24 protein-coding genes are annotated in these 24,858 nt (G+C 64.9%); 14 read left to right on the forward strand and 10 right to left on the reverse strand.

Annotation, left to right across the window (positions count from 1 at the left end; genetic code table 11):
• Window positions 1–22: 22 nt before the first annotated feature.
• The 4 genes from MH112_RS11930 to MH112_RS11945 all read right to left on the reverse strand — a co-directional run bounded on the left by MH112_RS11930 (window position 23) and on the right by MH112_RS11945 (window position 2,995).
• On the reverse strand, window positions 23–412 hold the full coding sequence (locus tag MH112_RS11930) for a VOC family protein (protein WP_296568037.1): 390 nt from the start codon (window positions 410–412) through the stop codon (window positions 23–25).
• A gap of 43 nt (window positions 413–455) precedes the next feature.
• Window positions 456–1,082 carry an SMI1/KNR4 family protein gene (locus MH112_RS14980; protein ID WP_365787121.1) on the reverse strand — a complete coding sequence of 209 codons (627 nt, stop codon included), beginning with the start codon at window positions 1,080–1,082 and terminating at the stop codon, window positions 456–458.
• 11 nt (window positions 1,083–1,093) lie between these two features.
• Window positions 1,094–2,158 (reverse strand): DNA/RNA non-specific endonuclease, encoded by a 1,065-nt coding sequence (locus MH112_RS11940; protein ID WP_296568041.1) that lies wholly within the window; start codon window positions 2,156–2,158, stop codon window positions 1,094–1,096.
• Window positions 2,159–2,329: 171 nt separating this feature from the next.
• Window positions 2,330–2,995, reverse strand: coding sequence for a DJ-1/PfpI family protein (locus MH112_RS11945; protein ID WP_296568043.1), 666 nt, complete (start codon window positions 2,993–2,995; stop codon window positions 2,330–2,332).
• 105 nt (window positions 2,996–3,100) lie between these two features.
• Between MH112_RS11945 and MH112_RS11950 the strand changes: the two genes are divergently transcribed.
• The 3 genes from MH112_RS11950 to MH112_RS11960 all read left to right on the forward strand — a co-directional run bounded on the left by MH112_RS11950 (window position 3,101) and on the right by MH112_RS11960 (window position 6,437).
• Window positions 3,101–4,069 carry a helix-turn-helix domain-containing protein gene (locus tag MH112_RS11950; RefSeq protein WP_296568045.1) on the forward strand — a complete coding sequence of 323 codons (969 nt, stop codon included), beginning with the start codon at window positions 3,101–3,103 and terminating at the stop codon, window positions 4,067–4,069.
• A 77-nt stretch (window positions 4,070–4,146) separates the two neighbouring features.
• Complete coding sequence (locus MH112_RS11955; protein ID WP_296568047.1) at window positions 4,147–4,587, forward strand: MAPEG family protein; 441 nt, start codon at window positions 4,147–4,149, stop codon at window positions 4,585–4,587.
• A gap of 158 nt (window positions 4,588–4,745) precedes the next feature.
• Entirely contained in the window at window positions 4,746–6,437 is a 1,692-nt protein-coding gene (locus MH112_RS11960) for an alpha/beta fold hydrolase (protein ID WP_296568049.1), read from the forward strand.
• On the opposite strand, the gene MH112_RS11965 is transcribed toward MH112_RS11960, so the two are convergent.
• Window positions 6,422–7,438 (reverse strand): aldo/keto reductase, encoded by a 1,017-nt coding sequence (locus MH112_RS11965; RefSeq protein WP_296568051.1) that lies wholly within the window; start codon window positions 7,436–7,438, stop codon window positions 6,422–6,424. The genes MH112_RS11960 and MH112_RS11965 overlap by 16 nt on opposite strands.
• A 169-nt stretch (window positions 7,439–7,607) precedes the next feature.
• Between MH112_RS11965 and MH112_RS11970 the strand changes: the two genes are divergently transcribed.
• Window positions 7,608–8,777: a serine hydrolase gene (locus tag MH112_RS11970; RefSeq protein WP_296568053.1), complete on the forward strand. Its 1,170-nt coding sequence runs from the start codon at window positions 7,608–7,610 to the stop codon at window positions 8,775–8,777.
• 49 nt (window positions 8,778–8,826) lie between these two features.
• Here the strand turns inward: MH112_RS11970 and MH112_RS11975 are convergent, their stop codons facing one another.
• Together MH112_RS11975 and MH112_RS11980 are read right to left on the reverse strand one after the other, a co-directional pair.
• The gene (locus MH112_RS11975; RefSeq protein ID WP_296568055.1) at window positions 8,827–9,438 is read right to left on the reverse strand and encodes a TetR/AcrR family transcriptional regulator; all 612 of its coding nucleotides are present in this window, start codon (window positions 9,436–9,438) and stop codon (window positions 8,827–8,829) included.
• Between the two features lie 62 nt (window positions 9,439–9,500).
• Window positions 9,501–10,529, reverse strand: coding sequence for a glutathione S-transferase N-terminal domain-containing protein (locus MH112_RS11980; RefSeq protein ID WP_296568056.1), 1,029 nt, complete (start codon window positions 10,527–10,529; stop codon window positions 9,501–9,503).
• A 75-nt stretch (window positions 10,530–10,604) separates the two neighbouring features.
• On the opposite strand from MH112_RS11980, the gene MH112_RS11985 reads away from it, so the two are divergent.
• The 6 genes from MH112_RS11985 to MH112_RS12010 all read left to right on the forward strand — a co-directional run bounded on the left by MH112_RS11985 (window position 10,605) and on the right by MH112_RS12010 (window position 16,035).
• The gene (locus MH112_RS11985) at window positions 10,605–11,690 is read left to right on the forward strand and encodes a formylglycine-generating enzyme family protein (RefSeq protein WP_296568058.1); all 1,086 of its coding nucleotides are present in this window, start codon (window positions 10,605–10,607) and stop codon (window positions 11,688–11,690) included.
• A 34-nt stretch (window positions 11,691–11,724) separates the two neighbouring features.
• Window positions 11,725–12,819, forward strand: coding sequence for an MBL fold metallo-hydrolase (locus MH112_RS11990; protein ID WP_296568060.1), 1,095 nt, complete (start codon window positions 11,725–11,727; stop codon window positions 12,817–12,819).
• Window positions 12,820–12,911: 92 nt separating this feature from the next.
• Window positions 12,912–13,580 (forward strand): hypothetical protein, encoded by a 669-nt coding sequence (locus MH112_RS11995; RefSeq protein WP_296568061.1) that lies wholly within the window; start codon window positions 12,912–12,914, stop codon window positions 13,578–13,580.
• Window positions 13,581–13,605: 25 nt separating this feature from the next.
• A complete protein-coding gene (locus MH112_RS12000; protein ID WP_296568062.1) occupies window positions 13,606–14,505 on the forward strand; it encodes a haloalkane dehalogenase in 900 nt (299 codons plus the stop codon).
• Between the two features lie 2 nt (window positions 14,506–14,507).
• Window positions 14,508–14,981, forward strand: coding sequence for a hypothetical protein (locus MH112_RS12005; protein WP_296568065.1), 474 nt, complete (start codon window positions 14,508–14,510; stop codon window positions 14,979–14,981).
• Window positions 14,953–16,035, forward strand: coding sequence for a DUF2855 family protein (locus MH112_RS12010; RefSeq protein WP_296568066.1), 1,083 nt, complete (start codon window positions 14,953–14,955; stop codon window positions 16,033–16,035). The genes MH112_RS12005 and MH112_RS12010 overlap by 29 nt, the downstream gene beginning before the upstream one ends.
• Before the next feature lie 45 nt (window positions 16,036–16,080).
• Here MH112_RS12010 and MH112_RS12015 read toward each other — a convergent pair whose 3' ends face one another.
• A complete protein-coding gene (locus MH112_RS12015; RefSeq protein ID WP_296568068.1) occupies window positions 16,081–17,076 on the reverse strand; it encodes an alpha/beta fold hydrolase in 996 nt (331 codons plus the stop codon).
• A gap of 20 nt (window positions 17,077–17,096) precedes the next feature.
• Complete coding sequence (locus tag MH112_RS12020; RefSeq protein ID WP_296568070.1) at window positions 17,097–18,749, reverse strand: sulfatase-like hydrolase/transferase; 1,653 nt, start codon at window positions 18,747–18,749, stop codon at window positions 17,097–17,099.
• Between the two features lie 188 nt (window positions 18,750–18,937).
• On the opposite strand from MH112_RS12020, the gene MH112_RS12025 reads away from it, so the two are divergent.
• Together MH112_RS12025 and MH112_RS12030 are read left to right on the forward strand one after the other, a co-directional pair.
• Window positions 18,938–21,151 (forward strand): arylsulfatase, encoded by a 2,214-nt coding sequence (locus MH112_RS12025; protein WP_296568072.1) that lies wholly within the window; start codon window positions 18,938–18,940, stop codon window positions 21,149–21,151.
• An 89-nt stretch (window positions 21,152–21,240) separates the two neighbouring features.
• Window positions 21,241–22,188: a phytanoyl-CoA dioxygenase family protein gene (locus tag MH112_RS12030; protein ID WP_296568074.1), complete on the forward strand. Its 948-nt coding sequence runs from the start codon at window positions 21,241–21,243 to the stop codon at window positions 22,186–22,188.
• A 29-nt stretch (window positions 22,189–22,217) separates the two neighbouring features.
• On the opposite strand, the gene MH112_RS12035 is transcribed toward MH112_RS12030, so the two are convergent.
• Window positions 22,218–23,060: a universal stress protein gene (locus MH112_RS12035; protein ID WP_296568076.1), complete on the reverse strand. Its 843-nt coding sequence runs from the start codon at window positions 23,058–23,060 to the stop codon at window positions 22,218–22,220.
• A gap of 189 nt (window positions 23,061–23,249) precedes the next feature.
• On the opposite strand from MH112_RS12035, the gene MH112_RS12040 reads away from it, so the two are divergent.
• Entirely contained in the window at window positions 23,250–23,699 is a 450-nt protein-coding gene (locus tag MH112_RS12040) for a host attachment protein (protein ID WP_296568078.1), read from the forward strand.
• Window positions 23,700–24,017: 318 nt separating this feature from the next.
• A partial coding sequence (locus tag MH112_RS12045) for a PAS domain-containing methyl-accepting chemotaxis protein (RefSeq protein WP_296568080.1) occupies window positions 24,018–24,858 on the forward strand: 841 nt, incomplete at its 3' end.

Below are 24,858 nucleotides of genomic sequence, written 5' to 3' on the forward strand. Positions count from 1 at the left end.
ACGATCTTAAGACCTTAGGATCTTACGGGCGGTAGATGGCGCACAGCTTGTTGCCGTCCGGATCGCGCACATAGGACAGGTGCAGGGAGCCCATGCCCCCCTCGCGCAGGCCCGGCGGATCTTCGATGGAGACCCCGCCATTGGCCACGGCCACGTCGTGGAAGGTCTTCACCTGTTCGGCCGAGGTGCACTTGAAGCCGATGGTGGCACCATTGGCCACGGTGGCCGGCTGGTCATCGATGGGCTCGCTGATGGCGAACACCCCGCCGTTATGGATATAGAACAGCCGCTTGTGCCCGGTGGGCGCGGCATTGGCCATCGCCCCACCAGCCCCCAGCGTCGCCAGCACGGCGTCATAAAACGCCTTGGACCGCTCGATGTCGTTGGTCCCGATCATGATGTGATTGAACATGTGTTTCCCCGTCTTGATGTCGTTCTGGCTGGCGACCCCGCCGTCATGATTTTTGCGGCTTAAGTTGCGCGCTCAGCGTGACCGACTGGACCGTCGTCTGTCCATAGCCGCTCGACCGAGTCCAGTCCTCTGTCGCAGTTGGAGGTCCGCCCTCATAGCGTCCCCAAGAATTGAACAGCGTGCCCTCGGGGGCCAGATGCGCGAATGCCTTGGGCTGAAATTCGCCACTCGCCATGCCGGCCAGGAATCCCGTCAGATCACCGTCAAAGATCTGAAAATCTACGATATCCCGGTCGCACAGGAAAATCCGCCACGTCGATGGGGGGCCATCTACGATCCAGAAGATCAGATCGCCAAATTCAGTGTGCGCAACTGGCAACAGCCCACCAGCCTCCGGCCACAGGGGGTAGGGAAGTTCAGCAAGTTCACGAATGGGGTCGCAGATGTCTCGAATGCATGTCTCAAAGCAAGCATGCCTAACTCTGCTGCGCGGAACGTGGACGATGATGGCGTCGAGATAGGTGGCATGCCCATAGAGATCGACTAGGGATTTATAGTCCTCAGGTAGGGCTATTCCTAGTTGATACTCAAGCGGCTCCCAGGGCCCCCTAAACGGTGCGGCTGGCAGGCGCGGAGGGGGAATAACATTGACGAGTGCAGATATAGTCATATGATTCTCAACTAATCTATGATGATTATTCGAGTCACAGTACCTTCCCGTGAACCTGTAGCTGTCATCACTATTGCGGTTGGGGCGCCGCCATGTTTACCGTAGATAGATTGAACATGATAATAAATAACTTCACCTTTCCGGGTGCGGGCGAGGATGATTCTTTCAAATTCCCACATTTGTTGATTTACTCGGCTTGAAATAGTTGCCAAATTTCGCAAATCTCGGCCTGTCCCACCGAGAACCCGGGCGATGAGGTGACCCCTGACCTGGTTGGGTGGCGTGCCTGGGCCGGCCTCCTGCCAGCCAGGCGGTTTCAAAGATCGCCGTGCTTTTGTACCTGTCCCAACAACGTCATTTGTTGCTGTTACTTGTGCGTATGAAGACTGATTGCGCTCATTGAGACCGCCCATACGAGTAGCCGGCTGCGGCTGTGTCGGATGGGCGAGGCCCTGCCGAGGTGCAGGCGCAAACTGCCTCGTCCTGCCGCCAAGTCGAAGACCTCCCACAGAGATCGTATCGGCAACGGCCCCAACGTGCAGAGCCGTATCTGCGGTGTCTCTATCTGCGCCTAGCAAGGCTGCCACACCATAAGCTGATGCACCGATTGGCGAGCGCGCCATCAAGGTGAAACGTTCTTGGTCGGCTATGCGCCCGCGCGTCGGGGGCGGCGCAGGTCTGACTTCAGGAATCCTTACAAGTCGTGTGGAGTTGGTTGTTTCATAGGGATAGAAAATGGAGTCTTCTATTATGATATATGGCTTTGAATTTCGCCTATTATGATCAATGTCATTGATAATTGTTGAAAAACGGGGAGAAAAACCGTCTATAGATAATTTAGGATATTCCTTGAGTAACGATTTATATTGATCATTCGGTTTACCTATATTACTCAAGTGCTCTTGATGGGCGTTAAATTTGCTTGAATCATTTCTATGAAATTGCGCCATGATACCATCCTGTGAAGGGACTGCTATTTTTGGGTCACAACCTTTGCCTCCCATGGTCTCACATTGGTCCAATTTCACGAAGAACAAATGCAGAACTTTTGGTTTTTTGCTCGTCCCGATCGGCATGCGGTGACGCTGGCCTTCACCGCTCTACAGCTCACAGGAGGCGCTGAGCATCAGGTCCATAATGAACGCTGCGTCGAGCGGGTGTGGCCAGGCGGCGCCGCTGGGAGTCCCAGGCGGCGGAGCATGTCAGGCTCGATGCCCCGGGACGTCACGTCGCGCCTGGCTCTCCCCTCAAAAAGGTGGGGGCTGAGCTAGCAGGGCTTCTGCGGCTCCGGAGGCCTCATAGGCTCTGATGGTCGCCTTCAGGGGCTCGGGTGCGTCTTCGACGCTGAAGCCGCCATAGGGGGGCGCGGGATAGTATTCGATGCCCAGCTGCAGGGTCTTGGCCATCATCTCCCCGGCGATCTCGCCGACCAGAAACAGGGCCGCGTCGATGCTGGCGGATACCCCGGCGCCGGTGACCAAGTTTCCGTCCCGGTGATAGCGCTCGGGCAAGACGGTGGCGCCATATTGCGCGACGCGCTCGCGCCAGGACCAATTGGTCGTCACGGTTCGGCCGCCGAGCAGATCAGCAGCGCCCAGCAAGGCGACGCCGTTACAGATGCCGATGGTCCAGGCCGCTGTCCTGCTCGCACTTTGAATATAGTTCAGCAGCGCCGGATCGCTGAGCGCGGCGCTGACCCCGGGACCCCCTGGCACATAGAGAATGTCCGTGGAGGCCGCGCTCGAATAGTCGCAGTAAGTGACCATGCCCAGCCGCCTTGTGTCCGCCGCGATGATCCCGGGCTCGGCCGAGACGAATTCGGTCTCCATGCCCGGCAGCCGGGACAGAACCTCATAGCCGCCGACCACATCCAGCGCCGTGAAGCCGTCAAACAACAGGATCGAGAGTTTCATAGTCTTGCCTCCTTGGGTTGGCGCAGACCTTGCCGACGACGCTGAAAGGCCGATAGTGGCGAGATCGCCGAGCTAAATGGCGATCACGCCAATATGGATGGCGAGATGCACATTGAGGTTCTGGCGTACGACGGGTGTCTCGCCTCCGAGCTGTTTGCGTTCCGGGACGTCCTGGTGATGGCGGGACGGCTCTCTGTGGCCCGGGGCGGTCCACGGATCGACGTCACGTTCCGCACGGCAGCGCAGGGTCTGGTGCGGACATCGGGCGGCGCAATGATCGCGGGCGACACGGCCGATCAGGAGGGGGAGCTCCTGATTGTGCCCGGCTTCGACATGTCGGCAGTGTCGAAGATTGATGACGACCTGGCCCGACTGGGACCTGAAGTGTCCTACCTGGCGGAGCGCGGCCGCAGGTCCAAAGTGGGCTCGATCTGTGTCGGCGCGTTTCTGCTCGGGGCGGCCGGGCTTCTGGACGGGCGCCGCGCGACAACAGCCTGGGTTTTTGCAGCGGACCTTCAGCGGCGCTGGCCCGGCTGCGCCGTCGAGCCTGAATCCATGTTGGTGGAGGACAATGGGCTGCTCACCTGTGGCGCCTTCACAGCCGCCTATGATCTGGCGCTCTACGTCACGGAGCGTGTGCTGGGACAGGAGGTGGCGCGGGCGACCCGCAATCTGACCTTGATCGAGGCCGGTCGATCGAGCCAGGCGCCATTCCATGATCCTGAGCTGCTGCCCGGTCGGTCCCTGCCGTTTGCCGATCGGGTGGAGGCATGGCTGCTGGAGCAGATGGCCTCCCCCTATTCCCTGTCCGCTCTGGCAGACGCCCTGGGGGCGAGCAGTCGTACGGTCCTACGGCGTTACCGCGCCGAGCGGGATCGCACGCCGCTGGAGTTCCTGCAGCAGGCCCGGGTGGCGCGGGCCAAGCGCCTTCTCGAAACCACGGCCCTTGGCATTCACGAGATTACCCACCGGGTGGGCTATGAAGACGTGAGCGCGTTCCGCGAGCTGTTTGTGAGATTGGCCGGCAGTACACCCGGCGCTTACCGGCGGCGCTTCTCCAGAATGGCGGCCTAGCCCTCCAACCTGGCGGTGTGGCCCCTCGCCGCGGCGCCCACCATAGCGATCCTTCCAGAGCGTAAGGGAGGATCGTCTTGGACTCAGATATTAGCGCCGCCATCGCCTTTGCCTACGCCACCTTAGCGCTGTGGATGAAGGGCATGATCATCGCCGGGGCGCAGGTCGCCATTCGGATCCGGACCCGATCCCTTGTCCGGCCGGAGGATGCCCGTCTGCTGAATGTGGCGCCGGCGCGATTTGAGGACCCCCGTGTCGCGCGCCTTGGGGAGGTCTGGCGCAACGAAATGGAGGCCAGTCCAGCGACCCTAGCCCTTGCTGCCGGTTATGTTCTTCTGGGCGGTGACGCCCTGACTTTCTCCTGGGCGCTCGCGGCCTTTGTGGCAGCGCGCTTCCTGCAGGGCGCCGCCCAGTATGGCCAAGCCCAGCCCGCCAGAACCCTGGCATGGCTGTTGGGGGTGGCCTCTGCGGCGATCATCGCCCTGCTGCTCGCCTTGCAGATTTTCAACCGGGTCTGACGGGGCCGCCCGGTCCCGCCGCCCTCACCCCATCGGGTACAGAATCTCCTTCGACACCTTGTCGATGGTCAGCCGCCGCTGAAAGCCCGCATGCTTAGCGTTCGCGATTTCCATCGGGCGGCAGGGTGCCTAAGGTGGGTGTCTAAGGGGGGGGCATCGTGGCGCATGTTGGGCAAGCGAAGCGTGCTGGGCTGGAGGGCGACGCGCGCCTCCTGGTCGAAACCCTCTATGCGCTGGCCGCCCACCCGGAGTCCTGGGAACAGCTGATTTCCGCCCTTGAGCTCCCGCGCTCTGCGACGGGGCTCCCAGAGGAGGTGGCGGCCGAGCTGGAAGGCATACACAAGGTCACAGCCCTGGCCCGGCGACAGGGGGAGGGGCCGCCGGAGGGGCAGGCCAAGGATGTTGGCCTCGTCCTGCTGTCGCCGAGCGCCGTGGTCCTGGCCTGCTGCGCCCTGGCGCGCGGCGTGCTCGAGCCGCACCTCGCCAGCGTCGCCGTTGGGACCAGGCTCCAGCTCCACCACCCTGACAACCATGAGGCGCTGCAGCGCGCCCTGGTGGAGGCGAAGCGGTCGGGCCAACACGCCATCCTGCGTCTTGAACGGCCGACGGCCGGGGCGCCGGTGTTCTGCTACGTCGCCGACTCCTCGGCGCTTGCCGGCTCGGCCCTGCGCAATCCTGCGGCCCTTGCGCTCATGTTTTCAGCGCCCGAGCCCGAGGCCCAGGTCTGGGGGGCCATCGGCAAGAGCTTCGGCTTGACGGCCGCAGAGCTGCGGCTCGCCGCCAAGCTGCGAGAAGGCTTGGCGCTGTCGGAAGCGGCCGAAGAGCTCGGGGTCAGCGTCAACACCGTGCGCAACCAGCTGCGCGCGATCTTCGACAAGATGGGCCTGAAACGGCAGTCCGACCTCATCCGCACGCTCACGGAACTGGCGGCGGTCGGGCGCAGCCTGGTAGTGCCTTCGGCGTCTTCCGCCTCGGAAGACCCGCCGATCCGCAGCGTGCAGCTTGCCGACGGTCGCCGCCTCGCCTTCCGCGACTACGGACCTCGATCTGGCCGACCTCTGCTGATCTATCACGGCGGCATGAGCTCAAGCCTCATGCCGCCCGGCACCGGTGTTCTGGCCAACGCGCTCAACCTTCGCGTCGTCTGCGCCGAACGCCCCGGCTTTGGTCAGTCGGACCGGCGCGCCGACTATCGTTTCGAGACCGTCGCTGAAGATATGGAACAACTCTGCGACCGGCTAGAGCTCCACCGACCCGCCCTGTGCGGCGTGGTGTCCGGAGCCCCGTTCGCCCTCGCTACGGCCCAAAGGATGGGTGACCGGGCGACGGGCGTTTATCTTCTCGCCGGGCGTCCACCTCGGCCCGTAGAACAAAACCTCAGCCCGCTCAGCGAACTGCGCGCTCGCTTTGAAAGCCATCCCTGGGTCGTTGAGACCTTTTACGCGATCCTTCGCATGCGGTTGTCCCCTGATCTCGCGCGGCGTCTCATGAAACGTCTGGCAAGCTTTTCCGAAGCTGATCGCGCCTACTTTGACGCCCACCCGGAGATGATCGATTTTGTCTTCGCCTATGTGACCGAGTGTCTGGCCCACGGCGGCCGCGGCATCGCCGACGAGATGACGGCCTTTCGGCGAGGCCAAACCATGAACCTGACGGGGATCAGGGCCCCGGTGGTGATCTGGCACGGCGTCGACGACCGGTTCAGCCCGATGAAGGACATGGTCGCCTTCGTCGGTGACCACGTCTCTGAAGTTCAACCTCTGTTCGACTCCGGCCATCTGGCACCGTTCAAGTATTGGCGCAAGATGATGGAGCGGATCGGAGAGGGCGCCTCTCACCCCATCGGGTAGAGAATCTCCTTCGACACCTTGTCGATGGCCTTCATCACCTCGTCGCTGAGGGTCAGGTCCATGGCGGCCAGGATGTCGGGGAGCTGGTCTTCGTGGGTGGCACCGACGATGGTGGAGGCGACGAAGTCGTGCTGCTTGCTCCAGGCCGTGGCCAGCGTCACCAGCGAGATGCCGGCCTCAGCGGCGATGGCGGCGAAGCGGTCGGTGGCCTCCAGGGTCTTGTCGTTGACAAAGCGCTTGGCCATGGCCGCCTGGCGACCGCCCAGGTTCAGATAGTTGGAGAACCGCGCGCCCTCGGGCCGCGCCCCATCCTTGTACTTGCCTGACAGCACCCCACCGGCGAGCGGCGAATAGGGGATCAGGCTGACGCCCTCCTGGCGGCAGGCCTGGGCCAGCTCGTCTTCGAAGCGGCGGTTGTTCAGGCTGAAATTGTTCTGGATGGTCTCATAGCGCACCGTGCCCTCCCGCTCGGCCACGGCGACCGACTTGGTCAGGCCCCAGCTGGTTTCGTTGGAGCAGCCGATGATCCGCACCTTGCCGGCCTGGACCAGGTCATCGAGGGTGCGCAGGGTCTCTTCATAGCCGGTCCCATGGTCGGGCCAGTGGGTCTGGTAGAGGTCCACATAGTCCACATCCATCCGGGTCAGGCTGCCTTCGATGGCGCGGGTGATGTTGTGGCGGTCCAGAGCCGTCATCCCGGCCCGCATGGAGCCCTTGATCCAGCCGTGGCTCGGCCCGCAGACCTTGGTAGCGATGATGACGGCGTCGCGGTTCTTGGTTTTCAGCCAGCGGCCAAAGATCTCCTCGGTGCGGCCGGCCCAGTCGGGGCTGGGGGGCACGGGATAGTTCTCGGCCGTGTCATAGAAGTTGATCCCGGCCTCGAAGGACTTGTCGAGGATGCGGTGGGCCATGGCCTCATCGGCCTGGGCGCCAAAGGTCATGGTGCCCATGCAAATGTCGGAGACCACGATGGCGCTGCGGCCCAGTCGTTTGTTGCCCATGTCGTATCTCCCGAAATCTGGTCTGAATGCCTGTGGCGCTTGAGTAGCATCGCTTGGCGACATCTCGCCAGTCTGCGGCCGAGGGCGCCGCGACGTCATGCGCCCTGACCCCTGGCGATGGCGGCGCAATGGGCTAGCCTTGCGGTAAAACACAACAAGGAAACGCCCCATGAGTCGCATCATCGCCCTGGCCAGCGCTGTGGCCGCCGCTGGCCTCGCCACCGCCGCGCCAGCGGGGGCCCAGGTCCCCCTGGACCCTGCCACGCCGAGTTTCCTCATGTGGTCGCCGGAGCTGCAGAGCCGCGGCTATCGCACCATCGAGGACATCTTCCAGGTCAACACCATCGAACGGGGCGAGACCGTGCGGCCCCTGGTGATGGCCGATCGCCAGATCGATCCGAGCTTCGAGCATGGGGGCCAGACCTGGACGGTGGCCTCCTACATGGAGGCGTTCAACGTCTCGGGCCTTCTGGTACTCAAGGACGGGGAGATCCTCCTGGAGCGCTATGGCCTCGGCCGCCAGCCGGCCGACCGCTGGACCTCCTTCTCGGTGGCCAAGTCGCTGACCTCGACCCTGGTCGGCGCGGCCATCAAGGACGGCAAGATCGCCGGCCTGAACGCCCCGGTCACCGACTACATCCCCGAGCTGAAGGGGTCCGGCTACGACGGGGTCACCGTGCGCCAGCTCCTGATGATGAGCTCGGGCGTGAAGTGGAACGAGGACTATACCGATCCCAAGTCCGACGTGGCCAATGCCGGGGCGGGCCCTGCCGAGCCGGGCATGAATGTCATGGTCAGCTATATGCGCCGGCTGCCCCGCGCCCACCCCCCCGGCACGGTGTTCAACTACAATACCGGCGAGACCGATCTGGCGGGCGTGCTGGTGGCCAAGGCCACGGGCCAGAGCCTGTCGGCCTATGCCTCTGAGAAGATCTGGAAGCCCTATGGCATGGAGCGGGACGGCATCTGGATGCTCGACCCATCAGGCCTGGAGCGCGGCGGCTGCTGCATCTCCATGACCCTGCGCGACTATGGGCGCATGGGGCAGTTCATGCTTGAGGGGGGCATGGCCGGCGGCCAGGCGGTGCTGCCCGAGGGCTGGGTGGCTGAGGCCACCAGCGCCCAGATCGAGAACGGTGCCTCGGGCTATGGCTATTTCTGGTGGATGAATCCGAGCGGTGCCTATCAGGCCTCGGGCATCTTCGGCCAGTCGATCACCACCTACCGCGAAGACGGGCTGGTGATTGTCATGAACTCGGCCTGGCCCCGGGCCACGGGCCAGGATCTGTCAGCGGCGCGGCTGGCCTTCCTCGACGCCATCCAGGCTGCGGCGAAATAGGGCGCGTTCCGATCAGGCGGTTAGGTCTGATCGGAACCTGCTTTAGGGGTCAGAGGCCCTTGATCAGGGCCGCGACAGCGGTCTCCAGGGCCTCGACCGTCTTGCGGGGCGAGAGGCCCTGGTCCCGTCGCAGGCGGTTCCAGGCCTCAAAGCTCAGCAGCAGGTCCAGGGCCTCAAACCGGGCCTTGTCCTCGACCAGTTCCGGCGGGGCTTCCCGGCGCAGGATCTCCCGGGCGATGGCCACGAACTTGGCCTGGTCAGCAGCCTGGCTCTGAGAGCGTTGGCGCAGGACCTCGCTGGCCCGGCGGAAGGGGGCGATGCGCTCATAGGCACCGGCCCGGCGCTGCACCAGCTCCACCATGCGCCCACGCCAGTCCGCACTCTTGAATGGCTGGTCGATCACCGACTGCAGCTCCGCCTCGATGACCGCGGTCATCTCACGGTACAGGCTGTCCATGTCGTTGAAGTGCCGGAAGACCGTGCGCAGGCCGACCTTGGCCTGGTCGGCGACCAGCTCGGCCGCTGGCGACGTTTCGCCCGCCCGCACCAGGTCGAGCATCGCCTGGACGATACGGGCACGGCTGTCCTGCGACCGGCGGCGGCGTCCGTCCGTCTCTGGCGCATTGGCGGTTTCAATCTGGACGGCGGGGGACAAGCTCACGCGCGATGCCTCTGACCAATCATCTGCGCTGATTAGAACGCAGCGGGCCAGGGCGCCAGAGGTCAGGCGAAAATGCCCGCCAGTCCCCCCTGCGCCAGCAGCGGATCGACAGTGTTTTTGGCGTTGTTGTCCAGTTTCGCATAGGCGGCGCGCAGCCAGGTCAGGCACTTGGCTTGATAAGGGAACGGCGACTGGCTCCAGGCCAGGCCATCGACGGTGGTCTTGACCTCCGCCGCTCCGCTGGCCAGGGCGGCCTCATTGGCCAGCATCACCGGCCCATAGACCCGTCCCATCTCCGCCAATAGCGCCGCCAGGGTTGCAGGCTGGTCGGCCAGGGGCGTCCAGTCCTCGGCCTGCGGCTCCAGGCCCGAGGTGTCTTCCATCAGGCTGACCCAGGCGAACACCCGTGGGGCGACCTTCAGGGTCAGGGCCATGGGCGTCGGATCAAACTGGGCCAGCTGGGTCAGCTGGCCATAGACCGCAAAGTCGCTGGCCGCAGGTCGCTTGCCGAGCAGAAAGGGCTGATGGGTGAGATGGGCCTCAAAGATCTCCAGGAACCGGCGATAGCTGGCCTCGATCACCGGTCCCGTCACCGGGTTGGAGCCCACCACATAGAGCCGGTCGATCTGACGCTGGCTGAACATCACCCCCCTCTGGGCCAGGACCGCGTCGGGGATCGACAGGCCTGACCAGGCGGGCAGGATACGGCTGGCCCGCTCAATGTCGTCGGCATAGGCCCAGCGATAGTGGAACATGGCCTTGGTCAGCCACTCGTCGGCATAGTCCTCGATCAGCTCGTCGATGAAGCCTAGGTCTGGATCGGCAGGCAGGACGCTCCGGCCCGCCACCTCCCGTTCCAGCCGGCGGATCAGGGGGGTGGAGTCCACCACCGCCTGAACGGTTCCGGTTTCATCGGGCAGATAGAAGGTGGGCAGCAGCCGGACCTTGGGTTGGGGCAGGCCAGCGCTGGCCGGACTGTTGGCCAGCAGGAAGCGATAGGGGATGCGCCGGTAGCGCAGCAGCGCCAGCATCTTGCGGGTATAGGGCGACCCGGGTGAGCCGGAGAGGGTGATGGACTGGCGGTCGGACATCGGACGCTCCGCTTGATTTCAGCACGAACTATGCCAATAGTTGGCGAACTCGACAAGGCTCCGGGAGCAGCGCAGGTGGGGATCGGCAGGACGCAGCGGGCAGGGCAGGGGGCGCAACTGCGCCTGGCTCCAGGCGCGCTGGTCCCCGGCCTGCTGATCATCGGCCTGCTCGGCGCCTGCAGCCCTGAGACTAAGGCCCCTGAGGCCTGTCTCGCCGCTCTCGCCCTGCCTGACCCTGCAAATCCGACCACAGGCATGGTGGCCATCACTGGCGGGGTTTTCGCCATGGGGGCGGCGAGCGAGCATCCTGAGGAAGGGCCACCGCGGCAGGTGCAGGTGGGGGACTTCTGGATCGACCAGACCGAGGTCACCAACGCCGCCTTCGCCCGGTTCGTCGAGGCCACCGGCTATGTCACCCAGGCAGAGCAGCCCTTGCCCGAGGCCGATTATCCAGGTCTGAGCGCCGAGGACCGCGCCCCGGCGTCCCTGGTCTTTGTCGGGGCAGGGGCGGCGGGGGGTAACCCGGCGGTCTGGTGGCGGATCATCCCCGGGGCCAACTGGCGCCAGCCAGAGGGGCCTGGCAGCACCATCAAGGGCAAGGACGCCTGGCCGGTGGTGCACATCGGCTGGGCCGACGCCCTGGCCTATGCCCGCTGGCTTGGCCGGGATCTGCCCACCGAGGCCGAGTGGGAATATGCCGCCCGGGGGGGACTGGCCGGTGCCCGCTATGCCTGGGGGGACGCGCCTTCTGCGCCGGGGAAGCCCCTGGCCAACACCTGGCAGGGCGTCTTCCCCGTCGCCGACACCGGGGATGATGGCCACAAGGCCACCGCCGCCCCCGTGGGCTGTTTCCCGGCCAACGGCTTTGGCCTCTACGACATCACCGGCAATGTCTGGGAGTGGACTTCGGACTGGTACCGACCGGGCCTGGTTCCTGCCTCGGTGCTGGAACAGGGTGGCCCCTCCCGCGCCATGTCCCATGACCCCGATGAGCCTGGCCGGCCCAAGCATGTGATCAAGGGCGGTTCGTTCCTCTGCGCTGACAACTTCTGTTTCCGCTATCGCCCGGCCGCCCGGGCACCGGGTCCCCCTGACAGCGGCGCGTCCCATGTGGGGTTCCGTACAGTGCTTCGCGCTCCTGCGTCGCCGTCACCGGGCTGAACTTCATTCCCATCGCCCCATCTGGAGCCTCGCCATGCGCTGGCCTGCGAAACTCGCTCTCATTGTTCTGGCCCTGATCCTGGCGATCGGAGGCGGGCTTTGGCTGGCCCGCGGTCAGGTGGCCCTGGCCCTCATGGACCGGGTCATGGCCCGCAACATGGCCGCCGATCCCCTGGCCGACTTGCCTGATGGCCTGCATGTGGCCCTGTGCGGGGCGGGCTCACCCATGCCTGATGTGCATCGCAGCGGGCCCTGTACGGCGGTGATTGCCGGCCAGCGGATGTTCATCGTCGATGTCGGTTCGGGGTCCAGCCGGAACCTGACCCTGATGCAGCTGCCCCCGGCCCAGATCGAAGCCATCCTGCTCACCCATTTCCATTCTGACCACATGGACGGTCTGGGGGAGTTGCTGATGCAGCGCTGGGCCTCCAGCTCGGCAACCTCGCCAACGCCAGTCTATGGCCCGCCCGGCGTCGATACCGTTCTGGCCGGCTTCGCCCAGGCCTACAGCCTGGATCGGGACTACCGGATCGCCCACCACGGTGCCGATGTGACGCCCCCCGCCGGCTATGGCGGCACAGCCCGCCCGTTTACGATTCCAGAGGGCCAGGTGAGCCTGGTGATCCTTGATGATCCGGACCTGAAGATCACCGCATTCCGGGTCGACCATGATCCGGTTGAGCCCTCGGTGGGCTATCGCTTTGATTACAAGGGCCGCAGTGCCGTGCTCAGCGGCGACACCACCCCCTCACCGGTGGTGGAGGATCAGTCCAAGGGGGTGGATCTGCTGGTGCACGAGGCCCTGTCCATTGATCTCGTCATGCGGCAGCGGGCGGCGGCTGAGGCGGCCGGCCGACCGAACTTCGCGCAGATCTTCACTGACATCACCGACTATCACACAACCCCCGAACAGGCCGCGCAGCTGGCGGAGCGGGCCGGGGTAAAGTTCCTGCTGCTCAATCACATTGTTCCGCCCCTCCCGATCCGCGCCCTGGAGGGTCCCTTCCTGGGGGACGCCCGGAGCCAGTTCTCTGGTCCGCTGAAGGTGGGCCGCGACGGGGACATGATCTCTCTGCCCGCAGGAACCGATGAGGTGCGCCAGGTCCGGCGCATGAGCGCCCAGCGTTGATTGCGGGTCCGTGGGCAAGGCGGTTGCCAAGCTGATATGAGCCCATATAGTGGCATTTATAGTGTCAATAAAAACAGTCCCGGGGGGATGTAATGGTCGAGACATGGATGGTGCCCTGGGGGCTGGCCCTGATCGCCTACGGTCTTTTCCTGGCCTGGTACGTCAACTGGCGGGGCCCCCTTTCGCCGGCTGAGACCCAGTCGACCCTCGAGGGTCTGGTGGCCTCAGGGGTAGAGATGGAGGGCCGCAATTCGCTGGCCACCCTGCGTGCCTTCCTGGAGGCCGATGATGGGCGAGAGTTCTTCATGCTCAACCTGGTGCGGATGGCCCCAGGCGAGATCCCGGATCCGGTCACCGGCCAGCTTCGCCCCGCCCGGGCGGTGATGGAAGGCTATACCCGCATGTTCCTGCCAGCCCTGTTCGCCCGGGGCGGTCATCCCGCCGTCGTCGCCCGCAAGGTTGGCGGTTATGTCGATGCCTGGGGGGTAGAGGCCGACCCCGGCTGGTCGATTGTCGGCTACATGCGCTATCGCAGCCGCCGGGATCTGGCCGCCCTGGTGGTCGATCCCCGTTTCGCCGGTGCCCATGAGTTCAAGTTCGCGGCCATGCCGCAGACCTATTCCTTCCCCACCCAGCCCCAGATCATGACCCTGGCCAGCCCCAAGGTGTGGGTTGCCCTGACCCTGGCCCTGGCTGCGGCGCTCGGTCACATCGCCCTTCTTCACACCCAATTGAACGCGACCCCCCTCCTGGCTGGCTAAGGCCACCGGGCGCCTGGAGACCCCCATGAACGTCCTGCGCACCCCTGACGAGCGCTTCGAAAACCTGCCCAATTTCCCCTGGGCCCCGCACTATCTCACCATTCAAGACGCGGATGGGACCGAGATCCGCATCCATTACGTGGATGAGGGGCCAAGGGACGCTGAGCCCATCCTGCTGATGCATGGCAACCCCACCTGGGCCTATCTCTACCGCAAGATGATCCCCGGCCTGCTGGCCTCCGGGCGCCGGGTGATTGCCGTGGACCTGGTGGGCTGCGGCCGCTCTGACAAGCCGGCTGCCAAGGGGGACTATACCCTGGCCCGTCACTACGACTGGATGGGCCGGTGGCTCACGGCCATGGACCTGAACAACATCACGCTTTTCTGTCAGGACTGGGGCGGCACCATTGGCCTCTATCTGGTGGCGCAGCATCCCGAGCGTTTCGACCGGGTGGTCGCGGCCAATACCGGCCTGCCCATCGGGGAGGGCGAAAGCGACTTCATGAAGATGTGGGTCGGCATGATGAACGCCGCCACGGCCTTTCCTTGGCCCATGCTCGACCAGGGCATGGAAAACAAGCTGAGCGAGGCCGAGCGGGCGGCCTATCTCGCCCCCTTCCCCTCATCGGACTATGAGTGGGGGCTCATCTCCTTTCCCCTGCTCATCGCCGTTCAGCCGGACAATCCCGGCGTGCCGCTGAACAAGGCCGCCTGGGAAAAGCTCTGCCGCTTCGAAAAGCCGTTCCTGACCCTGTTTGGTGAGCTCGACCCGGTGGCCAAGGGCTGGGAGGTTCGCGCCCAGGCCAGCATCCCCGGCGCCAAGGGACAGAACCACCAGATCATCCCCAAGGCTGGTCACTTCATTCAGGAAGACGCTCCTGAGCAGTTGGTCGCCGCGATCACGGCCTTCCTGGAAGTCAGCTAGTCATGTCCCTGGCCAGGTTGCTGCCGGCCTCCACCAACCCCGCCTATGGTGGGGCCCAGATTTCTGTTTGGTTCCTCGGGCTATGCGCCCTGGGATCCCTGATCCCGGGCCTGATCCACTATGGTCTGCCCGACGGCGGGGCGGGGGTGATCGCAGGTATCGACCTGTCTACCCGGCGGGAGACCATCGTGGCGGTCTTCGCCTGGTACGGCGCGCTCCAGATTCCCCACGGTCTTGCCCAGTTGATCGTGGCGGTGCGCTATCGCAGTCTGGTCCCGCTCTTCTTGCTGCTGGTCATCCTTGAGCGGGGGCTTGTGGCCCTGGACGCCTGGTTTGGTCGCGGGGCAGGTGATCATCACCCGCCAGAGCATTATACCACCGTGGTCCAGGCCGCCCTGGCCGTGGTGTTCCTGCTGTTGTCTCTGCGTTCTGGAAAGGCCGCCCCCGATGATCACCCAACTCCAGCTGCGCCGTGATGCCCTGACCGACAGCCGGCTCGTGGAGCTGCCGACGCCAGACCTCGCGGCGGGCGAGATTCTGTTGGCCATCGACCGCTTCGCCATGACCGCCAACAATGTGAGCTACGCCCTGTCGGGCACCACCATCGGCTACTGGGGCTATTTCCCGACGGCGGAACCCTGGGGCCTGGTTCCAGTGTGGGGGTTCGCCGACGTGACCGACTCACGCCACCCCGATGTGGCGGTGGGGGAGCGCATCTATGGCTTCTTCCCCACAGCGTCCCATGTGGTCCTGTCCCCTGAGGATGTCGGGGCGAGGGGGTTTGTGGACGCAGCACCGCACCGGGCGGCGCTGCCGGTCTTCTACAACCATTATCAGCGCACCACCGGCGAGCCGGCCGAGATGAAGGCCCTGGAGGATGAGCGCTGCCTGCTCCTGCCGCTGCTGGGCACCGGCTACCTGCTCTATGATTATCTGCTCGACAACGGCTTCTTCGGTGCCGAACAGATCCTGGTGAGCAGCGCCTCCTCCAAGACCGCCATCGGCCTTCTCAACATGCTGGCCCGCCACCCGGCCCCCAGGCCGCAGGTGATTGGCCTGACCTCCCCAGGCAATATCGATTTTGTTCAGGACCTAGGCCTCTGCGACCGGGTCATCCCCTATGGCGACATCGGCCAGCTGGACGGGACTGTCCCGAGCGCCTTTGTCGACATGGCCGGCGACGGGGGAGTAATCGGCGCAATCCACCAACAGTTCGGATCGCAGCTGAAGCTCAGCTGCGCCGTCGGTGCCACCCACTGGGATCAGCCCCGGTCGAGAAGCAAGGTGCCGGGCGCGCCGTCCCACGACTTCATCTTCATTCCCGCCCACATCGCCAAGCGTGACGGCGACCTTGGCCCCGGTGTCATCCAGCGTCGAACCCAGGTCGAGACCCTGCGCATGGTTCAGGAGCTGAAGGGACGCATGACGCTCCAGCACATTCGCGGTGCTGAAGCTGTGCAATCGGCCCTCACGGACCTTGTCGCTGGCCGCACCTCCCCCACCGTCGGCCTGATCGCCAGCCTGCTTTAGGGCCCCAGCTTGGCGCAGAGCCTGGCCCCGAGATGGGGCGCAGGCCTAGGGCATACGCCCCAGGTGCCGCAGGAAGTTGTCGGCGATCACGTCCCCATGGGTGTCCTGCAGGAAGTGCCCGGCCTCGGTGATCACATCGAAGGTCGCTTGGGGAAAGCCAGACGCCCAGGCGCGGCCCCAGGCTTCGGTGAACACCTCGTCGGCACCGCCCCAGATGAAATGGATCGGCCCGGTCCAGGTCTGGAGGGCAGCGTGCCAATGGCTCTGGGCTTCGGCTGCGCCGCCTTCGGGATTGTCGAAGGGCAGGCTTAAAGGAAACCGTCTGGGACCGGCGTGGCCGGCATGACCCAGACCCACAAACGGCGCGTCATATCCCTGCCGCGCCAGTTCACCTGTCGGGCTGAGGCTCGGCTTGGTTCCGGTCTGGATCAGGGCGAACAGGTCAGGGGGCCCCATATGCCCCAGGGCCAGGGCCATGAACCACCCCAGGGACAGGCGGTCAGGCACATTGGTGCCGAACAGGCCTTCTGGCTTCCACTGGCCATTCCACTGGATGAGGCGCGGGGTGTATTCATAGGCCGCGTGGTGCAGCCAGGTGTTCATGATCACCAGCCGCTCGAAACGCGCTGGCCTCTCCGCCACCTGGGCCAGACTGATCGGCCCACCCCAGTCCTGGCAGAACAGGGTGATGGCCTGCAGGTCCAGGGCCTCGATCAGCGCCCGGTGCGCCTGAACGTGACGGGTGATGGAGTACCAGTCATCGGCCACCACCTTGTCGGAACGGCCAAAACCGATGTGATCGGCAGCGATGCACCGATAGCCCGCCTCCGTCAGACGACGGATGAGATGCCGATTGAGATAGGACCAGGTCGGCATCCCATGCATCAGCAAGGCCACGGGTCCATCCCTTGGCCCCTCGTCCACATAGTGGATCCGAAGACCCTCGAAGCTGAAATAGTTCGGCTGAAAGGGGAAATCGGCCAGCTCAGCGAAGGCCGCCTCGGGCGTGCGCAGAAAGGCGACGCCGTCAGCGGTGGTCATGGGTTCAAGGGCGTCTGACATCATCCCGGCCAATACACGAACTCATCAGCCTCAGTGGCGGGATCGGCGAGGGTTTTGTCGATCATCACCGGGACCGAGCCGACATTGGGGAACAGGGGGCCTCGACCCGCCGCCTGGTGAGCGGCCAACAGGGCCTTCAGTTCTGCCACCTTCTGCGGGTTGGCCTCCGCCAGATTGGTCTGCTCGGTGGGGTCGGCGACAAGATTGTACAGCCAGTCCTTCTTAGGCAGGTCGGAGGTCTGCAGTTTCCAGCCCTTGTGAAGCACAGCGCGATAATAGCCGCTTTGCCAGAACAGGGCCTCATGGGGGGGCTCTGCCGGCCGCGCTGGGCTGAGCCAGGGCAGGAGATTGACGCCGTCGATGGTCCGATCGGTGGGGGTTGGTGCGCCCGCTGCGGCCGCCAGAGTGGGCATCAGGTCAATATGGTGGGCGGGGTCGCCCATCACGGTTCCTGGGGCGATCCGATCCGGCCAGGAAATGAACATCGGCACCCGGATCCCGCCCTCGAAGAAGCTCAGTTTCCAACCCCGGTAGGGCGCGTTGACCTCAGGCAGGCCAAGATAGCCCGCGCCGCCATTGTCGCTGGTGAACACCACGATGGTGTTGTCCGCCAGGCCCTGGGCCTCCAGGGCAGCCATGATCTTTCCGACGCTGCGATCCAGGGCCAGCATCATGGCACCATAGACCCGCAGGCGATGGTCCTTGATCTGCGGCAGGGCGTCATAATCGGCCCGGGTGGCCTGCAGCGGCGTGTGGATTCCCCAGTGAGCCAGATAGAGCAGGAAGGGCCGGTTGCGGTTAGCCTGGATGACCTTGATCGATTCCTCGGTGTAGTAGTCGGTCAGATAGCCCCGCGGCGCGAACATGGGTCCGCCATTGAACTTGGCGGCGGCCTGCATCCGGGCCCACAGGAAGCGGTCGATGGGATCGAAGGGCAGCTTGGCGTTGACCACATCGGGATGGTCCTCAGGCAAGTAGAGGCCGCTGGCCATCAGCAGGCTTTCATCGAAGCCTTGCGCGTTGGCGTTGAATTCTTCGGTGTCCCCCAGGTGCCACTTGCCGATGTGCACGGTGTGATATCCGCGGGCCTTGAGGACCTCGGCCATAGTGATCTCGCTGCCGGGCAGTCCCTGCTCCCTCATGGGGGGCGTGTTTCTCTCCGCCTCAGCATCCCGCAGCATGGGATGGGGCCGAGAACCATCATTGTAGAAAAGTTCCAGGATACGGCCCATGCCGTCAGGGGTCGGGGTGAACTCGAACCCGTGCCGGGTGGCATAGCGGCCGGTCATGATCATCGCCCTCGACGGGGCGCAGGTCGCCTGGCCGGCATAGGCCTGGCTCAGATTGGCACCCCGGGCGGCCAGGGCATCGATATGCGGGGTCTTGACCAGGCCCCCGGCGATCCCGCCGCCGAAGGTGCTGATGTCATTCATGCCCAGATCATCGGCGAGAATGACGATCACATTGGGAGGGCGATCCCCGGCCGTGGGGACCTCTGGCCCCTGGGCCCAGGCGATTTCCTGGTTTTCAGCGATCTCCTGCTTGCCGAGATTGCCCACCACGAAAAGGATGACGGTCTTGTAGTTGGCCAGCCCCAGGCCAATCACCGCCAGGACGGCCAACCCCGCCCCCAACCAGATCTTGCGTACCATCGACGGCCTCCCCGACCCTGAAACTTTTGGCACGATACGCGCCATTGTCTCCAAGACTCAAGTCCCTTGGGGGCAGGGGGGATCACAGGGCGGCAGGCGTGAGCTTCAAACCATCGACCCTGGCCCCACCCTTGCATAAATTGGCAGCCATCGTGCATATAGATCGCGTCAGGTCAGGGGGATAATCCATGTCGATCAAGGGTGCCGCGGTGCAGCTGCCGATCTTGGGCAACAGGTCGTTGTGCGCCAGGGTCTTCGGAGCCTTTACGGCCCTCCTGGTCATGGCCGCTGGCCTGTTCGCCGTGCCGACCGTCGGTTGGGCGGCGACCGAGCGGCCCAACATCGTCCTGATCCTGGTGGACGACGCCGGCTATACCGACTTCGGCGCCTACGGGAGCGAGATCGCCACCCCGAACATCGACGCCCTGGCTGCCCGCGGGGCGCGGTTCTCCAACTTCCACGCCACACCCATGTGCGCCCCCTCGCGGGCCATGCTGATGACCGGCCTGGACAGTCACACCGCAGGCGTCGCCAACCTGCCTGAGACCACGCCGGCTGCACACCGGGACCTGCCCGCCTATCAGGGCCGTCTGGCCAAGGGGGTCGAAACGGTGGCGACCCGGCTCAAGCGGGTCGGCTATCGCACCTACATGGCCGGCAAGTGGCACTTGGGTCACGGCCCTGGCGACCTGCCGAATGCCCACGGGTTTGACCGCTCCTTCGCCCTGGACGCCACGGGCGGGGACAACTGGGATCAGCGGTCCTATTTCCCCCTCTATGAGACGTCCGAGTGGTTCGAGGACGGCAAGCCGGCCACCCTGCCCAAGGACTTCTATTCCTCCGAGTTCCTGGTGGATCAGATGATCGCCTATATCGGCGACACGCCCCAGGCCGACGCACCGTTCTTCGCCTATCTGCCCTTTCTGGCCATCCACATCCCGGTCCAGGCACCCGCGTCGTTCGTCCGAAAATATGAGTCCCTCTATACCGATGGCTGGGCCGCCCAGCGGGAGCGACGCCGCCAGGGCGCGGTGCGCACCGGCCTGATTTCGGCCGACACCCCCATGGGGCCGCCGCCGCGCAACGTGAAAGACTGGAACGCCCTGTCGCCCGAGGCCCAGGCGCTTGCGGCCAAGTCCATGGCCATCAATGCCGGCATGCTCGAGGCCATGGATCATCATTTCGGCCGTCTGGTGGATCACCTGCGCGCCACCGGTCAGTATGACAACACCCTGTTTGTCATCCTGTCTGATAACGGTCCGGAAGCCGGCGATCCTGTCGCCGAGCCCCTGTTTCGCCTCTGGCTAGGCCGCCAGGGTTATGAAACGGGGCCTGACATCGATGGGGGGCCGGGGACCTATGCTGCCATTGGCCCGGGCTTCGCCAGCGCGGCAGCCGCCCCAGGGGCGCTTTACAAGTTCTACACCAGCGAAGGCGGCCTGCGTGTGCCGCTGATCATGGCGGGCCCCGGTCTGCCGGAGGGTCAGACCGTGCGGGCCTTCAGCATCATCTCGGACATTACCCCGACCCTGCTGGACCTGGCGGGTGCCGAGCAGCCCAGGCTGGATGGACGCAGCCTCATGCCTCTGTTGCGGGGTGCAGTGGCGCAGATTTATGGCCCGAATGACCCGGTGGGGATCGCTGCAGCCGGAGACGCGGCTCTGTTTAAGGGCGACTATAAGCTCACGCGCAACGCCGGTGCCTGGGGCGACCCGGCCTGGCGGCTCTATGATATTGTCCGCGATCCGGGTGAGACCACCGACCTGTCCCTGGCCCAGCCGGCGCGGGTCGCCGCCATGCTGGCTGACTACGAGGCCTATGCGAAGGCCGTGGGCGTCGGGGAGACCCCGGAGGGCTTTTCGGCTGATCGACAGATCGCTCTCAATCTTGCCGCCCATATCCTGGCCGATTTTCGATGGCCCCTCCTGATGGGGCTTGGCACGCTCGTGCTGATCGCCGGCGGCGTGGCCTATGGCTGGCGGCGGTTTGCGCAAGTAAAGCCCGAGCCCGCCGACCGCCTGGCGCGGGCCATAGCCCGGGGCCTCTTGGGCCTATTGGGCCTGCTGCTGCTGGCCATCGCCCTGCGGGTCTGGACTCAGCCCCTGGCCCTGGCGGCCACCCTTGGCCTGTCGGCTGACAGCCTCCTGGGCGTGGCCAGTCTGCGGGCCGATCTCGGGGGCTTCTTCGGGGCCGGCGGTCTGTTTGCCCTTCTGGCGGCCGTGCGCGCTGAGCGCCGCTGGCTGGTCCCGGCCATGGTCCTCCTCGGCCTTGCGCTCCTGGGGCGCATCATCAGCTTCGTCGTTTCAGGCGGAGGCGTGCCGCAGGTTCCCCCCATGATCCTGGAAGCCCTGATGCTCGGCATCCTGGCGTTTGGGTGGCGGGCCCTGCGGCCGAAGCCATAGGCGCGATGCCTGCGCCCATCGGGCGCAATCAGGGTTAACGCGATCTTCAGAGCCGGGGGGGAGCATTCGGTGGCTATTCGGGAGGCCCCATGACCGCCGTCCGCGCCCCGGCGCCTGCCCCAAGTCAGTCCACAGCCGCACATCCGGCCATTGCGGACTTCATGGCAGCAGGCGCCCATGTGTTCAGCGAGCTGGTCGATCCAGCCGCGGCCGCTGATCTACTGGCCGACATCCGCGCTACCCGGCCCTTCGACCATCGCTTGTTTCTGACTGAGGCCGAGTTCGACGCCGACCCCCAGCATGTGGGCGTCAATCCGCGGCCTGGCCGAAATCTGCTGGAGCGCTTCGAAGACCGTCTGGGCTTTGTGGAGCAGGCACCGCACATCACAGGTGCCCTGAGCGCCTTGCTGGGCGAGGGCTATGAGGTGCTGAACCGAAAGGTGGTCTGTGGCGTGCCTCAGACCTCCGTCCCGGCCTGGCTTCGGGCGCGCATCCTGGGCAATCCGGTGAACAACCTCGGTGCCTATGTCCGCCCGGACTATCGGGACGTGACCTATTTCTATGGGATCGATTTCCACCAGGACCTGATCGACTATCGGGACCGCCCCGCCGATTTCCTGACCCTTTATGTCTATCTGCATCCCGTCAGCCGGCTGGACGCGCCGCTGTTCCTGCTCACCGGATCGCATCAGTTTGGCGGAACGGTCTTTCCCCACGACCTGACGCGGACAGGGCCAGAGGCCTGGATCTATCGGGACGGTCGCGGCGGCGAGACGCCGGTCACCCAGCGTCTGCTCACGGGCCCCGCAGGGTCGGCCGCCATCTGGCATGCCTGCACCTTGCATGGCACCCAGCCCGACGCGGCTGACCACGAGCGGATCTCCCTGCGCTACCTGTTGGCCCGGGGCGCAGGCCCGGCCGGCCTTGACGCGGTGAACGCCACGCTTAAAGGGCCGCTGGCCCTGCCGCAGACCCGCCTGGACCTCGCCCCCGATGGTCGGGCTGTGGTCAAGGGCAACATCGTCAACCAGGTCTGAGACGAGGCGGAGCCTTACGCCATGCGGCTCTAATGGCTGAGCAGCAGATGCCGGGTAGGCTGATCCATCAGCGTGCGGGTCACACCGCCGAACACCCATTCCCGCAGGCGGCTCTGGCCATAGGCCCCGGCGACGATCAGGTCGGCACCGATGGCGTCGGCGGCATTGTTCAGTTCGCCGACCACGCCGGAGTCCGGGGCGACGCTGACCTTGCCAGTCGCCTTCACACCCCGCCTCGTAAGGTAGGCTGTGACGTCGTCGACCTGTCGCTGAACCGCGCCGGCCTCGTCCTGCCCGCAGATCGCCATCACCAGCACCTGCTCGGCCCGGTGAAGAAAGGGCAGGGCGTCCTGAAGGGCGCGCCGGGACTCCCGAGTGTCCTTCCATGCCACAACAATGGCGCGGCCTTTCAGGGGCGACGCCTTGTCGGGGACCACCAGCACGGGACGACCGCTGTGCATGACCACTTCAGCAGGGTCGACGGCCCGGTAGTAGTTGGTGTTGGGGTGGGCGCTGACCACTACCACGTCGCTGGTCCGTGAGAGCTCAGCAAGGGCCCTGGCCGGCATCTCACGCATGGCGCGCCATTCGCTGTCGACGCCTTCGGCGTCTCGGAGGAAGGCAGCGCGGGCAGAGGCCAAGTCTTCTTCGATCTGCTGGTTCATGGCCACGACCCACTGGGCGCTGTTCACCCCGCCGTAGGGGCTGGCCACCAGGGGCTGGGCCATCTCGGCACCCAGGCCGATCAGCCGGGTGCCCATCGCCTTGGCCAGGGCGGCAGCCACCTCCACCCGCGCGCGGGAGGCCTCACCAGGCTCCACATGGACGAGAATGCCCCCCAGGGAGCTAACTTTGGCGGAAATCTCAGACATGGCGGATTCCTCGACGTTTTGGGGTCGGCAGCGACCTTGCGACGGCGAGACTAGGGCGCCTGAGCCCCGGTTCACACTCAGGGTAATCCCTTAGGTTGTCCCGTCGCCTTTCGCGCCGGCGATTGATCTAGGTCAGGGACTTGGCCGCCGACTGGCGCGCCCACTTCAGGTTCAATGGAGGGTATCGACATGGACTTGACCGGAACCACCTGGATTGTCGTGGCAGATGGGGATCAGGCGCGCATCTTCGAGGAACGGCAGCGGGCTGGCGAGGTCCGCGAGGTCGAAGCCCATCGCATGGGTCGCGTGGGTGGCGACTATCCCAGGGCTGCGGCCCACGGTGCCACCGTGCATGACCGCGCAGGCTATGGACAACACGGGGCGGGGGAGCACGCGCCTCACCAGGAGGCCGAGGATCGCTTTCTTGAGCGGGTGGCCGAAAGTCTGGTCGAGCCTCTCCGGCACAATACCTTTGAGAGCCTGGTGATTATGGCCCCGCCCCGGGCCCTGGGCGTGCTTCGTCAAGCCTTGCCCAAGGCTGCGCAGGCCCGCCTGGTCGGGACTGATCCCCATGAGTGCATCAGAGAGACGGCCGAGGATATCCGGGGACGCCTGAGAAAAGTCCGCGCGAAAGGCTAAAAGCTCTGAATGATAGCGCGTCGAATCGGGTCCCCATGACCAGTCATTCAGTCTAGGCGCGCGAGGTCAGAAGTGCTCGAGAGAGCACAGATGCTCATGTCGATGCTCATAATGAGTACCTTTGGTGTCCCCGGTATCGGCTATGCGCCTGGTTCAGCTTTTCCTTAACTTGTTCCGCAGAACTTGGGTCGTTCAGGCGGTGCGTCGAGGAAAAGACATGCGCGCCGACTGTCAACCGAGAGGCCGGAGGAAAGCATGTTCAAGGGCGCCCGCGATAAGAAAGCTGCTTCACAGCAACGCGTCGTTGAAATGGAGAGCATGATCGCCGCTTTCCAAAGGTCCAATGCGGTCATCGAGTTTGATCTGAACGGCACAATCCTCAAGGCCAACGATAACTTCCTCGCCACTGTGGGCTATGGCGCTGATGAGATCGTCGGGCGTCACCACCGCATGTTTGTGCGCCCGGAAGAGGCGGCAACCGACGCCTATCGGGAGTTCTGGGCGACCCTCGGGCGTGGGGAGTTCATGTCCAACAAATACCTTCGGATCGGCAAGGGTGGCCGGGAAATCTGGATCCAGGCGACCTACAACCCCATCCTTGACCAGACTGGAAAACCTATCGGCGTCATCAAGTTTGCCACCGACGTGACCGAGGTCGAGATGGACCGCAAGCGTCGCCTGCAGGAGCAGGAGGCGGCCAAGCTGCGCCAGGATGAAGCCATGGTCCGGATCGGAAACGGCCTGGCCGCTGTGGCATCAGGGGACCTTACAGCCCGCATTGATGGGGACTTCCCCTCCGAGTACGCCCGTCTGCAGACCGACTTCAACACCGCGATCCAGAGCCTGTCAGAGGCCATGACCGCGATTATCGGGTCTACCCACAGCATTGACGGGGCTACGGCGGAGATCGCCCAGGCTGCCGATGACCTGTCGCGGCGCACCGAACAGCAGGCCGCCAGCCTGGAAGAAACCGCTGCGGCCTTGGATGAATTGACCGCGACGGTGAAACGCACCGCCGAAGGCGCCAAGGAAGCCCGCGACGTGGTCGGTGCCGCGCGCACCGACGCCGAGGCCTCAGGCCAGGTGGTCGGCGAGGCGGTTGCGGCCATGGGTCAGATCGAACAGTCCTCGGCCCAGATCAGCCAGATCATTGGCGTCA

The sequence above is a fragment of the Phenylobacterium sp. genome, from assembly GCF_022402485.1.
Lineage (GTDB): Bacteria > Pseudomonadota > Alphaproteobacteria > Caulobacterales > Caulobacteraceae > Phenylobacterium.